The following is a 13,778-nucleotide window of genomic DNA, read 5'->3' as shown; positions in this document are numbered from 1 at the left end:
GCGGGGCCGCGCGATCCGCGGCGGCCTCCGCCGTGGCGGGAGGCCGCCTGCTCAGCCCAGCAACCACCCTCCGTCCACGGTCAGTTCGACCGCGTTGACCGAGCGGTTGCGCAGCAGGAAGTCGACCGCGTCCACCACGTCCGCCATCGAGGTGAGGCGGCCCGTGGGCGTCTCGGTACGCAGTGTGGTGAGTACCTTCTCCGGCTTGGCCTGCCAGTACGGACTGTCGCCGACGACACCGGGATGCACGGCGTTGACCCGGACGGGAGCGAGTTCGACGGCGAGGGAGTTCATCAGGCCGCGCACGCCCGCGTTGACGGTCGCCACCGTCGTCGCACCCGGATAGGGGCGTTCCTTGGCCTGGCCGCCGAACAGCACGATGGCGCTGTCGTCGTGCAACCGGGTGCGCAGCGTGTGCACGACCTCGGTGTAGCCGACGAGCTTGAGGGTGACCAGCCGCAGCGCGGCGTCGATGTCGTACTCGGTCACCTTGTTGTCGTCCCGGGAAACACCCGCGATCACCAGATGGTCGACGCGCCCCATGTCGGCCAGCGCCGCCGCGACCTCCAGCGGTCGCGACAGGTCGAGGGCCAGACCCCGGGCACCGAACTCCTTGGCGAGCGTGTCGGCTCGGTGGGCGTCGCGGCCGGTCAGGACCACGTCGTCCCCGCACTCGGCCCGGGCCCGGGCGAACTCCAGGCCGATCCCCGACGTGCCTCCGACGACAAGGACACTGCTCATGACTCCTCCTCAAGCGCCTGGCGCAGGTAGTCCCAGTCCCGCGTGAACCGGTAGGAGTGTCGCGACGGCGGCTGCGGCGCCTGCGTCTCCAGCCACCTCAGGGGCCCCTGCCCGGCGTTGACGAACCCATGCACACAACCGGCGCCCGCCCACGCGAGGTCGCCGGGTTCCAGCCGGTACCGCTCGCCGTCGAGGGTGGCCTCCGCCACGCCCTCGAGGATCAGATACGTCTCCTCGAAGGGGTGGTCGTGCGTGCCGATGACGCCGTCGGACGCGTACCGCACCATGAACATCGTCGAGGCGACCGCGCCCAGGTCGCCGTCGACCATCATCTTCACGGTGATGCCGCTGTAGACCAGCAGCGCGGTCCGCATGCTCGCCGTGGCGGCCAGCAGGTCCTGGGACTGCTTGCCGGGATCCATCTGGTCGGGCTCGAAATGCCCGAAGGTCCTGGTGCGCGGGTCGCGGACGTCGATCCGGACCGGGTCACGGGCGGGCAGCTCCGGCACCGCCTGGGTGTCGTGCCCGTAGCGCGCCCGCGGCACGGGGGCCAGCATGTCCGCCCAGCGCCCGCCCGTGTCCCCTGCCTCACGCCAGGCGTGCGGAACGCCGGTCGGCAGGAGGCCGTAGTCGCCCTGCTCCAGGAGGTACGAGCCCTCGGGCACGTCGAGGATCACGGCCCCGTCGAGGACGTGGAAGGTCTCCTCGTACGAGTGCACATGGGCGGGCACCCGGCCGTCCGGCCGCAGTTCACAGAGGCCGAAGCCGGTGTGCACGCTGCCGTCGTCCTCGCCGACCAGCGTCCGCCGCCGGTGGCCGTGGCCGTCGTACGGCGGATCGGGCCGGCCGGCGGCGCGGCGCACCAGGTGGTTCGTCATGCGGTGGCCCTCTCCCTCTTCGCCTCCTTCGCCGCGAGGAGCCGGTCGCGGGACTCCTCGACGAGCCGGCGGGCCCGCCCGGTGTCGGCGAGCAGCCTCCCGTCGCGCTTGTGGATCACGCCGTCGACCAGGACGGTGTCCACGTTGGACACGTCCGCGCACAGGGTCACCGCGGCTGTCGCGTCGTGCACGGGGGCGACGTTCGGCGCGGTGGCGTCGATCGCGACGATGTCGGCGCGCTTGCCGGGGGTCAGGGAGCCGGTGCGGTCCTCGAGCCCTGCGACATGGGCGCCGTTGAGAGTGGCGATCTCCAGCATCCGGCGCGCTGTCAGCATGGTGCTGGGCGCCGGCATGTTGGCCTGCCAGCAGTCGGCGTTGACGCGGGCGCGTTCGGCGCCGAAGGCGGCGCGGATCTGGGTGAACATGTCGCCGGGCACGGTGGTGACGACGTCGATGCTGAGCGAGGGTCGCAGACCGTGCTCGATCGCCAGCATCACGGGCGGCCAGCCGTGCCCCATCTGGAGCTCCACCTGCGGCGCGACCGACACCGTGCCGCCGCTGTCGGCGACCATCCGCCACTCCTCCTCGCTGAAGTAGCAGCAGTGGACGTAGGTGGTGTCCGGGCCGAGGAGCCCCAGGCCGTGGAGCTGCTTGACCATGCCGAAGCGGCCGGCGAGGCGCCCCATCGCCACGTGCACGGTGATCGGGATGCCCAGCTCGCGCGCCAGCGCCCACTCGGCGGCGACGACGCCGTCGACGCAGAAGCCGGGTCCGCGGGTGGCAAGGCCCATGGTCAGCAGGCCGTCGTCGGAGGCGAAGTACGTCGACCGGATCCGCCGTACGTCGTCCGCCGGGATCGCGATCTTGCTCTCGGACCAGTACTCGGCGAGGGAGGTGTTGGCGCTGCCGTAGGCGTACTGCGCCCGGATGCCGGATTCCTTCAGGCCCTGGATCGCGGCGCCAGGGTGCTCGGGAGTGTTGTTGATGTGCGACCAGTCGACGAGGGTGGTGATGCCGGCGTTGAGGCATTCCAGCGCGCCCGCGAGGTTGCCGGCGTAGACGTCCTCGGGGGTGTAGAGGGGTGCGAAGCTGTCGAGGACGTCGACGAAGTAGTCGTCGAGGGTGGCGTCGGGTGCGACGCCCCGGATCGGGGCCTCCCAGGTGTGGCGGTGGGTGTCGACGAAGCCGGGGATGACGATGCGGCCGGTCATGTCGAGGACCTCGGCGTCGGCGCTGATCTCGGGCCGTACGGCCGCGATCTTCCCGTCTTCGACGAGGACGTCACCCCTCGGCAGGTCCCCGACCGCGGGGTCCATCGATAGGACATGCCCGGCGCGAAGGAGTGTCCGATCAGTCATCGCGGTTCCTTCCATGGGGTGTTCAGTACGCGGCGAGGCTCCGGACCGCCGCCACGACCTTCTCTGCGGTGGGGATGACCTGCTCCTCCAGCGCGTCGGCGAACGGCAGCGGGACGCACTCCCCCGTCACCCGCCGCACGGGCGCGTCCAGCAGGCCGAAGCCCTCGTCGGCGACGACCGAGACAACGGTGGCGCCCCAGCCGCCCTGGTACGGGTTCTCCTCGACGGTGACGAGCCGCGAGGTTCTGCCGAGAGAGCCGAGGACGGTCGTGGTGTCCAGCGGGACCAGCGAGCGCAGGTCGATCACCTCCGCCTCGATCCCCTCCCCCGACAGCACGTCGGCGGCCCGCAGGGCCAAGGGCACCATGGAGGCCAGCGCGACGAGCGTGACGTCCGTGCCCTCGCGCACGACGGCGGCCCGTCCCAGCTCGACGACGTGACCGGGCGGTGGCGGGGCGCCCTTGGTGGCCAGGAGGGCCTTGTGCTCGAAGAAGACCACCGGGTCGTCGCTGCGGATCGCCGCCGCCAGCATGCCGATGACATCGGCGGGCGTCGCCGGTGCCGCGATCTTCAGGCCCGGGACGGTCAGCGCCCAGTTCTCGGTGGCCTGGGAGTGCTGGGCGCCGAAGCCGAGTCCGCCGCCGTTGGCGGTGCGCACGACCAGGGGCACGGTCACCTGGCCGCCGGTCATGTAGCGCACCTTGGGGATCTCGTTGGCGAGGTAGTCCCAGCAGCAGGCCAGGAAGTCGGAGAACATGATCTCCGCGACGGGCCGCATCCCGGTCAGGGCGGCGCCCATCGCCGCGCCCACGATGGCCTGTTCGGATATGGGCGTGTCCCACACCCGCCCGGGCCCGAACTCCTTGTGCAGCCCCACGGTCGTCTTGAACACCCCGCCGGCCGCGCCGATGTCCTCCCCGAGGCACACCACCGACGCGTCCCGGCGCATCTCGCGTGCGATGCCCTCGGCGACGGCGTCCCGGTAGGTGATCACGTCCGCCATGCGGCACCTCCGTCGGCCCACACGTCGGTCAGTGCCTCCCGCGGGTCGGGCGGCGGCGCGGCCTTCGCCGCCTCGACGGCCCGCTCCACGACGGCCCGGGCCCGCTCGTCGGCCTCCGCGACGGCCTGCGTCCCGATGCCCAGCTCGGCGAGCCGTCCCCGCGCGAGGTCCAACGGGTCGTGCTTGAGCCACCGTTCGACCTCCTCGGCCGGGCGGTAGGTAGCCGGGTCGGTGCGGCTGTGCCCGAAGTGGCGGTAGGTCTCCGCCTCCAGCACGGCGGGCCCGTCTCCTGCCCGGGCCCGCCCCGCGAGCCGCCCCACCGCCTCCGCCACGGCCACCACGTCGTTGCCGTCGACCACCACGCCCGGGATGCCGTACGCGGGCGCCCGGTCGGCGGCGGGCCGGGGCACCGCCGTGACATCCGCGATGGGCGTGTACTCCATGTACAGGTTGTTCTCGCACACGAACAGCACGGGCAGTCTCCACACGGCGGCCAGGTTGAGCGACTCGTGGAAGGCGCCGATGTTGGTGGCGCCGTCGCCGAAGAAGGCGACCGCCAGCTGCTCGGTCCCCCGCAGCCGGGCCGACCAGGCCGCGCCGACCGCCATGGGGAGGTGGGATCCGACGATGGCGTACGAGCCGAGCATGCCGGTGGCCGCCTTGGTCAGGTGCATGGAGCCGCCCTTGGCCCGGCACAGCCCGGTCGCCCGGCTCATCAGCTCGGCCAGACACTCCTCGGGCGTGGCGCCACGGGCGAGGGCATGGTGGTGGCCTCTATAGGTGGCGAACACATAGTCGTCGGGGCGCAGGGCGGCACTCGCCCCCACGGCGATCGCCTCCTGCCCGGCGGCGAGGTGGGTGGTGCCCTTCACCAGCCCCTGGAGGAACAGGTCGTGGGCGGCCTTCTCCGTACGGCGGATGACGGCCATCCGCTCGTAGGCGGCGAGAAGCCGGGCCGGTTCCATCAGCCCGCCCCGTCGCCGCGGGAGGTGTTGAGGTGGGACTGCGCCTCGCGGCGGGTGTTCAGCTCGCCGCCCACCGTCCAGTACTTGCGCCCGGCCACCAGCAGTTCCTCGGCGGGGAACTTGGTGATGACCTCGCAGCCGTCGGCGGTGACGACCAGTTCCTCCTCGATCCGGGCGGCGGACCAGCCGTCGGCGGCCGGCCAGTAGGTCTCCAGGGCGAACACCATGCCCTCCTCGAGGACTTCGGGGTGGTCGAGGGAGACCAGGCGGCTGAAGATCGGCTTCTCCCAGATCGACAGTCCGACACCGTGGCCGTACTGCAGGGCGAAGGCGGCGGTCTCGTCGGCGAAGCCGAACTCCTCGGCGCGCGGCCAGACCTGGACGATGTCGGCGGTGGTGGCCCCGGGCCGGACCAGGGCGATCGCCTGGTCCATGTACTCCCGGCAGCGGACGTACGCGTCCCGTTGAGCGCGGGAGGCGCTGCCCACGGCGAAGGTGCGGTAGTAGCAGGTGCGGTAGCCGAGGTGGCTGTGCAGGATGTCGAAGAAGGCCGGGTCGCCGGGGCGGATCAGCCGGTCGCTGTAGACGTGCGGGTGCGGTGAACAGCGCTCGCCCGAGATGGCGTTGACACCTTCGACGTACTCGCTGCCGAGGTCGTACAGGACCTTGCTGACGACCCCGACGCACTCGTTCTCGCGGACCCCCGGGCGCAGATGGCCGTAGAGCTCCTCGTAGGCCGCGTCGACCATGGCGCAGGCCTGGGTGAGCAGGGCGATCTCGTCGCCGGTCTTGATCCGGCGGGCCTCAAGGAAGACCTGCTGTCCGTCGACGACGTCGATGCCCTCGGCGCGCAGGGCGGCCAGGACGGGCATCTCGGCGACGTCGACGCCGAGCGGTTCGTTCGCCAGCCCGTGGTCGCGCAGCTCGGCGGCGATCTTGGCGGCCACGTCCTCGGCGATCCCGGCGTCCGGGTGGAAGGCGCCGCGCAGGGTGGAGATGCCGGCGCGGGCGCCGGTGGGCGGACCGCCCTTGCCGTCGCTGTAGTCGAGCCACGGGTTGTACAGCTGGTGGTGGCGGGCGGCGGAGCCGAAGTCCCAGACGACCGGTTCGCCGTCCCGCACCAGCAGGGCGAAGCGGATCAGCTTGTCCATCGCCCAGGTGCCGATGTGTGTGGCCGTCATGTAGCGGATGTTGGCGAAGTCGAAGCTGAGCACCGCGCCCAGCTCGGACCGGTTCAGGGACTCGTGCAGCCGGGCCAGCCGCTGCCCGCGCAGCCGGTCCAGGTCGATGCGTTCTTCCCAGTCGACGGCGTTGGGTCCATATGTGCGGATCGCCATGGCGACCACCCCCACTTCGGAGTGAACGCCCGGGTGCCAGGGGTGTCAAGTGTCACTGAACATCGCCGGACACGAACCAGACGCCCACAGCGGGTACCTCTCCATCGTTGCGGTATCGGTGGGGAGTCGTCGACTCGAAGCAGACGGCGTCGCCCGGGCGCACCGTGTACTCGTCGAAACCGAGGGTGAGGATCAGCTCGCCGGAGGTCAGATAGCCGTACTCGGTGCCCCCGTGCCGCATCAGTCCGCCGGAGCCCGCGGAGGAGCCGCCGGGCCGGTAGGTCACCAGCAGGAAGTCGACCTCCGCGCCCGGCACGCGGCCGAGGCGCTCCCACACGACCCCCGAGTCCAGCTCCAGCGTCTCGCGCTCACCCGCGCCGACCAGCGGGCCGATACGCCGCCCCGGGTCGGCGGCGAAGGCCGCGAGGGCGTGCGGCAGGGAACCGGGCGTGCCCGCACCCGCCACGGGCGACGAGGCCCGTGCGTCGAAGAGGGACTCCACCGAGATCCCGAGGGCCGTCGTGATCGCGTACAGCGTGCTGACCGAGGGCTGGCTCTTGCCGGTCTCGATCTGCGACACGAGACTCGCCGACACACCGACCTCCCGGGCCAGCGCGCGCAGGCTCGTGCCGCGCTCCAGTCGGGCCTGCCGGATGCGCGCGCCGACGGGCGGCACGACGGCGGGGGACACGGGCGGCTCCTCTCGCGCTCGGCGGGTGTACAGCTTCATTGAACAGCGCGCAGGAGCCCGGAAGCCAGGTGCGGTCGCGGGCTTCGCGAGCCCGGTCCAGAAGTCCGTCCTGCACCGCGACCCGGCGCGCTGGCCCGCCGTGAGCGGCCGGACGTGTGTCTGCTGGACATCCGGATGCCGAAGCTGGACGGCTTGGAGGCGACCCGGCTGCTGGCCGGACCGGATGTCGTCGACCCGCTGCGGGTGGTCGTGGTCACCACCTTCGATCTCGACGAGTACGTGTACGGCGCGCTGCGCGGCGGCGCCTGCGGCTTCCTGCTCAAGGACTCCGGGCCGACCCTGCTCGCGGAGGCCGTCCGTGCCGCCGCCGCGGGCGACTCGCTGGTCTCCCCGTCGGTCACGGTCCGTCTGCTCAAGCACCTCACCGCCGCGCCGGCCGCCGGCAGCGCGCCGCGGCCGGTGTCCCCGGCCCCCACGGCCCAGCTCGAGGAACCGCTGACCGAGCGCGAACTGGACGTGGTCCGCCTGGTCGCCCTCGGCCGCACCAACGCCGAGATCGCGGCCGAACTGTACGTCTCCCTCTCCACGGTCAAGACGCATCTGTCCAGCGTCCAGCTCAAACTGGCCGCCCGGAACCGCGTCGAGATCGCGGCCTGGGCCTGGCAGAACGGGCACGCGCAGGCCGGAGCGTGAGGCGTCCGCGCTCCGGGCGGCGCTCACCCGAACAGTCCGGTGCCGGTGGTGGCCCGCCGGTGCCGGTGGTGCGCTGAGGACACGCGTCACGTTCTCAGGAGGCACTCCCGATGACCCGTCGTCCGTCCCCGCTCGCCCGCGTTCTCTCCTCCGCCCTGGCGGCAGGCACCTTGCTGACCACCGCCGCCTGCTCGGACGACGGCGACCGAGACGGATCGCGCGCGTCGGGCATCACCGCGACACAGGTCGCCGGGAAGCAGCAGACTCCCTCTCCCACCGCCACCCTCACCACGGACGGCGCACGGGCCGCGCTGATCACCGAGGCGGACATCGAGGAAGACTGGAGCCAGGTCAAGGACACGGAGGCCGAGAACTGGCACGACAGCCTGTTCATCGGCACGGTCGACGTCTCCGACTTCCTCACCGCCAAGGCCCAGGCCGCCGACTGCCAGCGGCTCCTCGACTCCCTCTTCGACGACGATCTGCTGGGCAGGCCGTCGGGATCATCCGCGCTGCGCGGCTTCGAGGAGGGCAACTCACGCCTGCTGTACCAGGTCGCCTCCTATGACCGGACCGACCCGCAGGGCGCCATGAACTGGATGGCGACCCTGCCGGACAAGTGCGACCAGTTCACCGTGACCGACGGCGGCGAGAAGCGCACCGTCCAGGTCATCGAGACCTCGCTGCCCAAGGTGGGCGACGCGCGTGAAGGCCTGCGCGTGACGGTGCAGGGCACGACCGGGGGCACCGAGGCCACGCTGACCGTGGACGTCGCCGCCGTACGCGTCGGCAACGACGCCATCACCGTCACGGCGGGCGGGCTCGACGGGGACGAGCAGGACTCCGTCGAACAGGCGGTGAAGATCGGCACCCAGAATCTGAAGGACGTGCTGGCCGGCAAGACGCCCTCTCCGGACCCCAGCGAGGTCGAGTAACACGACGCGCCGCCTTCCCCCACGCCGACCGCCTTCCCGCCTTCCCGCCTCCGCCGATTCCCGGGACAACGTGATCACCGGAACGGCACAATGGCGGCGATGGCCGGACTTCCGGCCGCTCGTGCGAGGAGAGGAAGAGACGTGAGTGAGAGCCACACCCCGCCGAGCGGCTCGGCGCGGCTGAACACCGGTGTGGCGCACAATGCGCGCGTGTGGAACTACTGGATCGGCGGCAAGGACAACTACGAGGTCGACCAGCAGGTCGGCGAGCACGTCGCCGGCATGTTCCCGATCATCCGGGACATCGCCCGGGCGGACCGGGAGTTCCTGGGCCGGGCCGTGTCGTTCCTCGCCGGCGAGCGCGGAGTGCGGCAGTTCCTCGACATCGGCACGGGGCTGCCGACGGCGGACAACACCCACGAGATCGCCCAGCGGATCGCGCCCGACTCACGGATCGTCTACGTCGACAACGACCCGATCGTGCTGGTGCACGCCCGCACCCTGCTGACCGGCACCCGGGACGGCGTCACCGCCTACATCGACGCCGATGTGCACGACCCGGACGCCATCCTCGAACGGGCCGGGCACACCCTCGACTTCGACCGGCCCGTCGCCGTCATGATGCTGGGCATCCTGAACTTCGTGCTGGACACCGAGAAGGCCCGGGACATCGTGCGCCGTGTGATGGCCGCGGTCCCCTCCGGCAGCTTCCTGGTCCTCACCCACCCCACCTTCGACGACGAGTTCGGCGGCGCGGGCCAGATCCCGGCCATGAAGTTCTGGAACGAGAACGCCACTCCCCCGATCACCGCCCGCAGCGGCACGGACATCGCCGCCTTCTTCGAGGGTCTCGAGCTGCTCGAACCGGGCCTGGTGTCGTGCGGGCAGTGGCATGCCGAAGCCGGCTCGGCCGTGTTGGTACCGCAGATCGGCGCGGTGGCCGTGAAGCCCTGAGGAGGACGTATGACCACCCTGGCCGATCCGGTGCCCGGCGGCCGCCCCGGCGACGTCGAGCGGGCCACCGCGCTGAGCGGCGAGCTCTCCGGCCGGGGCGTGCACGGCGTCGTGCTGGCCTATGTCGACACCGCGGGCATCGGCCGGGTGAAGACCGTCCCGACGGCCCGGCTCGCCTCCGCCGCGGCCTGGGGCGTCGGCATGTCCCCGGTGTTCGACACGTTCCTGGCGAACGACTCCATCGTCACCACCGACGTGCTCGGCTCCCCCGACGGCGACCTGCGTCTCTACCCCGACCTCGACCAACTGGTGGTGCTGGCCGGGCAGCCCGGCTGGGCGTGGGCGCCGGTCGACCGGATCACGCAGGACGGGGAGCGGCATCCCGGCTGCACGCGCACCTTGCTGCGCCGGATCGTCACCGAGGCGGCCGAGCACCACGGTCTCGCCTTCCGGGCGGCCATCGAGATCGAGTGGACCGTGGCCCGGGGCGACGCTCCCGGCGACACGTTCACGCCCGCGGCGACGGGACCGGCGTACGGGGCCGCCCGGCAGGTCGAGCTCGGCGACTACACCGCCGACCTGCTGGCGGCCTGCGCGGCGCAGGGCATCGACGTCGAACAGGTCCATCCCGAGTACGCGGCCGGGCAGTTCGAGATCTCGGTGGGTGCCGTCGATCCGGTGGCGGCGGCCGACCGCAGCGTGCTGGTACGGCAGACCGTCCGCGCGGTGGCCCAGCGGCACGGCCTCCGGGTCTCCTTCGCCCCGGCCGTCGTGGGACAGGGCGTCGGCAACGGCGGCCACGTCCACCTCTCCGCCTGGCGTGACGGCGTCAATCTGCACTCCGGGGGCGAGGGCTGGTACGGCATGACGGCCGAGGCGGAGTCGTTCACGGCCGGCCTCCTCGCCCATCTGCCCGGCCTCACGGCCGTGACCGCCCCGAGCCCGGCGAGCTATCTGCGGCTCAGGCCCTCCCAGTGGGCCGGTGTGTTCACCGCCTGGGGCCGCGAGACGCGGGAGACCGCGCTGCGTGTCATCACCGGCACCGCCGGCCTGCGTGACCAGGCGGCCAACCTGGAGATCAAACCGGTCGACCTGGCAGCCAACCCCTACCTCGCGATCGGCTCCCTGATCGCCGCCGGGCTGGACGGCCTGACGTCGTCCGCCGCCCTGCCCGGGGAGACCACCGGGGACCCGGCACGGCTGGCGGAGGCGGAGGCGGCGGCCCGGGGCGTCCGGCGGCTGCCGGTCTCGCTGCAGGAGGCCGTCGAGGAGTTCCGCGCGGACGAACCGCTGCGGGCGGCACTCGGACCGGTCCTGGCCGACGCGGTGATCGCCGTGCGGCGGGGCGAACTGGCGTCCGTGGCCGGGCTGGACGACGACCAGGTGGCGGCTGCGTACCGCTGGAAGTACTGACGTGAGCGCGGTCCGCGAGACGCTCGACGCCCTGAACCTGGTCGACCACCACTGCCACGGCACCGTCACCGCCGACCTCGACCGCGCGGCCTTCGAGTCGCTCATCACGGAGGGCGACGCCTGGCCGGGCGTCTCGCCGTTCGACAGCCCCGTGGGCGTGGCCGTGCGCCGCCACTGCGCTCCCCTGCTGGACCTGCCCCGGCACGCCCCGGTCGAGGAGTACCTCGCCCGCCGCTCCGAACTGGGATGGCACGAGGTGCAGCGGCGCTTCCTGCGCGCAGCGCGCACGGACGTCCTCTGCGTCGACACCGGCTTCGCCGCCGACCGGCTCACCGCCCCGCCCGAACTCGCCGAGGCAGCGGGCGGGTCCGCGTACGAGGTCGTACGGCTGGAGGGGGTCGCCGAGTCGGTGCGGGCCGCCGGGGTCGAACCGGACGCGTACGCGGACGTCTTCCGCGCGGCCGCGCTCGACGCCGTGCGGCGGCCCGGCGTGGTGGCCGTGAAGTCGGTGGCGGCCTACCGCACCGGCTTCGACCTGGACCCGGCCCGCCCCTCGGACGCGGAGGTCACCGAGGCGGCCCGGCGCTGGTCCGCCCGCGGCGGCCGGCTGGCCGACCCGGTCCTCGTACGGCACCTGCTGTGGACCGCCGTCGACCTCGGCCTGCCGCTCCAGTTGCACACCGGGTTCGGCGACAACGACATCCGGCTGCACCGGGCCGACCCCGCCCACCTCACGGACTGGCTGCATCTGACCGCCGGGACGATCCCCGTACTGCTGCTGCACTGCTGGCCCTACCAGCGCCAGGCCGCCTACCTCGCGGCGGTCTTCGAGCAGGTGTACCTCGACGTCGGTCTCACCCTGCACTACGTCGGCCCCGCCCGGGCCGGTGCGGTCCTCGCGGAGGCCCTGGAGATCACACCGTTCCGCAAACTGCTGTACAGCTCCGACGCGTACGGTGTGGCCGAGTTCTTCCACCTCGGGGCGCTCGCCTTCCGGCATGGACTCGCGGGGCTGCTCCAGGAGCGGGTGGACGCCGACGAGCTGTCCCTGCCGGACGCGCTGCGCATCGCGCGGTGGGCCGGACGGGACAACGCCCGGCGGGTCTACCGGCTGCCGGACGACAGGCCGGGAGGGGATTAGGACGGCGTGGGTCCGGTCACAGTTCCCCTGGAGCGGCTATCCAGGAAGTCCGAACGGCTGAAAGTATGATCAAGCAATGTCTGACATGACCGAAACCACGCCCGGCTGGCTGTCCTCCGACGAACTGGAGATGACACGCGCCCGCATGCCGATCCTGTACGTCGAGGCCGTCCCGGTACGCGTCGACGACAGCGGCGAAGTCACCAGTGTCGGTGTGCTGCTGCGCATCGGGCCCGACGGAACGGTCAGCCGGACGCTGGTCTCCGGCCGCGTGCTGCACCACGAACGCGTCCGCGACGCCCTTCTGCGCCACCTGGAGAAGGACCTCGGCCCGGTCGCGCTCCCCCGCGTCCCGGCGTCGCTCCAGCCCTTCACGGTCGCGGAGTACTTCCCGACGCAGGGCATCACGGCGTACCACGACCCCCGCCAGCACGCGGTGTCGCTGGCCTACATCGTGCCGGTGACGGGCGACTGCCGGCCCCGGCAGGACGCACTCGACCTGGTGTGGTTCAGCCCGCAGGAGGCCGTCTCCGAGGCGGTGCAGAGCGAGATGCCGGGCGGACACGGAGTGCTGCTGAAGCAGGCGCTGGCCCATGCGGGCTGTGTGATCTGACAGGTGCGGGCCCTCACGAAGGGGTGAGCTATGCGGCTTCCCGACATGCCGCTGCACGATCCGTTCGTCGTCGCCGACGCCGAGACCCGCACCTACCACCTCTACACGTCCAACGTCCCGTCCGTGTCGGGCGAGGACGGCACCGGCACGATGGTCTACCGCAGCCACGACCTGCGCGACTGGACACGCCCCGCAGTGGTGTTCCGGACCGCCGGGCAGGAGGGAATCTGGGCGACGGACGGCGCGTGGGCGCCTGAGGTGCACGCGTGGGACGGCAGGTACTACCTGTTCACCACGCTGCACAACGAGGACAGGCCCCTCCCGGTCCCAGCGCCCAACCAGTGGGGCGTCCCGTTCCGGACCCCGACCCATATGCGCGGCACGATCACGGCGGTCTCCGACTCACTGCTCGGCCCGTTCACCGTGCTCGACCCTTCACGCCCCGTCCCGCCCGAGCACCTCATGACCCTCGACGGCACGCTGTACGTCGACCCGTCCGGGCAGCCCTGGATGGTGTACGCGCACGAGTGGCTCCAGACCATCGACGGAACGATGGAGGCGGTCCGGCTGGCTCCGGACCTGTCCCGGACGACCGGCGACCCGGTCTATCTCTTCAAGGCCTCGGACGCGCCCTGGACCGCCGAGCAGATCCCCGCCGGCGTACCCCACCAGCTCCCGCCCTACATCACCGACGGCCCTCAGCTGTACCGCACCCCTGACGGGTCCCTGCTCATGCTGTGGTCGACCTACGAGAAGAACGCGGCCGGGCAGGACGGCACCATCAGCGGCGGCTACGTACAGACCTACGCCGTGTCGAGATCCGGGGACGTCCGGGGCCCGTGGGAGCAGCACCGGCCACTGGTCCGCGAGGACAGCGGCCACGGCATGCTGTTCCACACCTTCGACGACCGGCTGATGATGATCCTCCACCGGCCCTTCGAGAACGCCCGCGGGAAGCTGTACGAGATGCGGCTGCGCGATCACGAGCTGGAGGTGGTGCGCCGACGCGACGACCTCGACGGCGGCGGCTGACCTCACAACGCAATCAGCGGGCCT

13 protein-coding genes and 1 pseudogene are annotated in these 13,778 nt (G+C 71.9%); 7 read left to right on the top strand and 7 right to left on the bottom strand.

Annotated elements, in window-relative coordinates; all coding sequences use genetic code 11:
• Positions 1 to 51: 51 nt before the first annotated feature.
• The 7 genes from OHU35_RS36525 to OHU35_RS36495 are packed head-to-tail and all read right to left on the bottom strand — an operon-like array spanning position 52 to position 6,973.
• Positions 52 to 741, bottom strand: a complete 690-nt coding sequence (locus OHU35_RS36525; RefSeq protein ID WP_189725975.1) for an SDR family oxidoreductase — start codon at positions 739 to 741, stop codon at positions 52 to 54.
• On the bottom strand, positions 738 to 1,619 hold the full coding sequence (locus tag OHU35_RS36520) for a cupin domain-containing protein (protein ID WP_405508336.1): 882 nt from the start codon (positions 1,617 to 1,619) through the stop codon (positions 738 to 740). Before OHU35_RS36520 ends, OHU35_RS36525 begins: the two co-directional genes overlap by 4 nt.
• A complete protein-coding gene (locus OHU35_RS36515; protein WP_405508334.1) occupies positions 1,616 to 2,977 on the bottom strand; it encodes an amidohydrolase family protein in 1,362 nt (453 codons plus the stop codon). Before OHU35_RS36515 ends, OHU35_RS36520 begins: the two co-directional genes overlap by 4 nt.
• Before the next feature lie 22 nt (positions 2,978 to 2,999).
• Positions 3,000 to 3,980, bottom strand: coding sequence for an alpha-ketoacid dehydrogenase subunit beta (locus OHU35_RS36510; RefSeq protein ID WP_189725977.1), 981 nt, complete (start codon positions 3,978 to 3,980; stop codon positions 3,000 to 3,002).
• A complete protein-coding gene (locus OHU35_RS36505; RefSeq protein ID WP_405508332.1) occupies positions 3,968 to 4,945 on the bottom strand; it encodes a thiamine pyrophosphate-dependent dehydrogenase E1 component subunit alpha in 978 nt (325 codons plus the stop codon). Before OHU35_RS36505 ends, OHU35_RS36510 begins: the two co-directional genes overlap by 13 nt.
• Complete coding sequence (locus tag OHU35_RS36500) at positions 4,945 to 6,282, bottom strand: Xaa-Pro peptidase family protein (RefSeq protein WP_189725979.1); 1,338 nt, start codon at positions 6,280 to 6,282, stop codon at positions 4,945 to 4,947. Before OHU35_RS36500 ends, OHU35_RS36505 begins: the two co-directional genes overlap by 1 nt.
• 52 nt (positions 6,283 to 6,334) lie before the next feature.
• On the bottom strand, positions 6,335 to 6,973 hold the full coding sequence (locus tag OHU35_RS36495; RefSeq protein ID WP_405508330.1) for a helix-turn-helix domain-containing protein: 639 nt from the start codon (positions 6,971 to 6,973) through the stop codon (positions 6,335 to 6,337).
• 129 nt (positions 6,974 to 7,102) lie between these two features.
• Between OHU35_RS36495 and OHU35_RS36490 the strand changes: the two are divergent.
• From OHU35_RS36490 to OHU35_RS36460, 7 genes and pseudogenes are all read left to right on the top strand, one after another.
• Positions 7,103 to 7,666 (top strand): annotated as a pseudogene (locus OHU35_RS36490) (LuxR C-terminal-related transcriptional regulator); the annotation flags it as partial.
• Positions 7,667 to 7,776: 110 nt separating this feature from the next.
• Positions 7,777 to 8,601, top strand: a complete 825-nt coding sequence (locus OHU35_RS36485; RefSeq protein WP_189725981.1) for a hypothetical protein — start codon at positions 7,777 to 7,779, stop codon at positions 8,599 to 8,601.
• Positions 8,602 to 8,742: 141 nt separating this feature from the next.
• A complete protein-coding gene (locus tag OHU35_RS36480) occupies positions 8,743 to 9,555 on the top strand; it encodes an SAM-dependent methyltransferase (protein WP_359889638.1) in 813 nt (270 codons plus the stop codon).
• A 9-nt stretch (positions 9,556 to 9,564) separates the two neighbouring features.
• Complete coding sequence (locus tag OHU35_RS36475; protein ID WP_405508328.1) at positions 9,565 to 10,968, top strand: glutamine synthetase; 1,404 nt, start codon at positions 9,565 to 9,567, stop codon at positions 10,966 to 10,968.
• Position 10,969: 1 nt separating this feature from the next.
• Complete coding sequence (locus tag OHU35_RS36470; protein WP_359889633.1) at positions 10,970 to 12,109, top strand: amidohydrolase family protein; 1,140 nt, start codon at positions 10,970 to 10,972, stop codon at positions 12,107 to 12,109.
• Positions 12,110 to 12,194: 85 nt separating this feature from the next.
• Entirely contained in the window at positions 12,195 to 12,722 is a 528-nt protein-coding gene (locus tag OHU35_RS36465) for an NUDIX hydrolase family protein (RefSeq protein ID WP_189726303.1), read from the top strand.
• A 30-nt stretch (positions 12,723 to 12,752) separates the two neighbouring features.
• Positions 12,753 to 13,754 carry a glycoside hydrolase family 43 protein gene (locus OHU35_RS36460; protein ID WP_189725985.1) on the top strand — a complete coding sequence of 334 codons (1,002 nt, stop codon included), beginning with the start codon at positions 12,753 to 12,755 and terminating at the stop codon, positions 13,752 to 13,754.
• Positions 13,755 to 13,778 lie beyond the last annotated feature (24 nt).

Source organism: Streptomyces purpurascens (assembly GCF_045040895.1).
Classification (GTDB): domain Bacteria; phylum Actinomycetota; class Actinomycetes; order Streptomycetales; family Streptomycetaceae; genus Streptomyces; species Streptomyces purpurascens.
The sequence above is the reverse complement of the archived record's forward strand: the minus strand, read 5'-3'. Positions and strand labels throughout refer to the sequence as shown.

Excerpts from the sequence above, each read along its gene's own strand:
- OHU35_RS36520 (WP_405508336.1), bottom strand. The coding sequence starts at position 1,619 with ATGACGAACCACCTGGTGCGCCGCGCCGCCGGCCGGCCCGATCCGCCG.
- OHU35_RS36475 (WP_405508328.1), top strand. The coding sequence starts at position 9,565 with ATGACCACCCTGGCCGATCCGGTGCCCGGCGGCCGCCCCGGCGACGTC.
- OHU35_RS36485 (WP_189725981.1), top strand. The coding sequence starts at position 7,777 with ATGACCCGTCGTCCGTCCCCGCTCGCCCGCGTTCTCTCCTCCGCCCTG.
- OHU35_RS36525 (WP_189725975.1), bottom strand. The coding sequence starts at position 741 with ATGAGCAGTGTCCTTGTCGTCGGAGGCACGTCGGGGATCGGCCTGGAG.
- OHU35_RS36510 (WP_189725977.1), bottom strand. The coding sequence starts at position 3,980 with ATGGCGGACGTGATCACCTACCGGGACGCCGTCGCCGAGGGCATCGCA.
- OHU35_RS36460 (WP_189725985.1), top strand. The coding sequence starts at position 12,753 with ATGCGGCTTCCCGACATGCCGCTGCACGATCCGTTCGTCGTCGCCGAC.
- OHU35_RS36505 (WP_405508332.1), bottom strand. The coding sequence starts at position 4,945 with ATGGAACCGGCCCGGCTTCTCGCCGCCTACGAGCGGATGGCCGTCATC.
- OHU35_RS36515 (WP_405508334.1), bottom strand. The coding sequence starts at position 2,977 with ATGACTGATCGGACACTCCTTCGCGCCGGGCATGTCCTATCGATGGAC.
- OHU35_RS36500 (WP_189725979.1), bottom strand. The coding sequence starts at position 6,282 with ATGGCGATCCGCACATATGGACCCAACGCCGTCGACTGGGAAGAACGC.
- OHU35_RS36465 (WP_189726303.1), top strand. The coding sequence starts at position 12,195 with ATGACCGAAACCACGCCCGGCTGGCTGTCCTCCGACGAACTGGAGATG.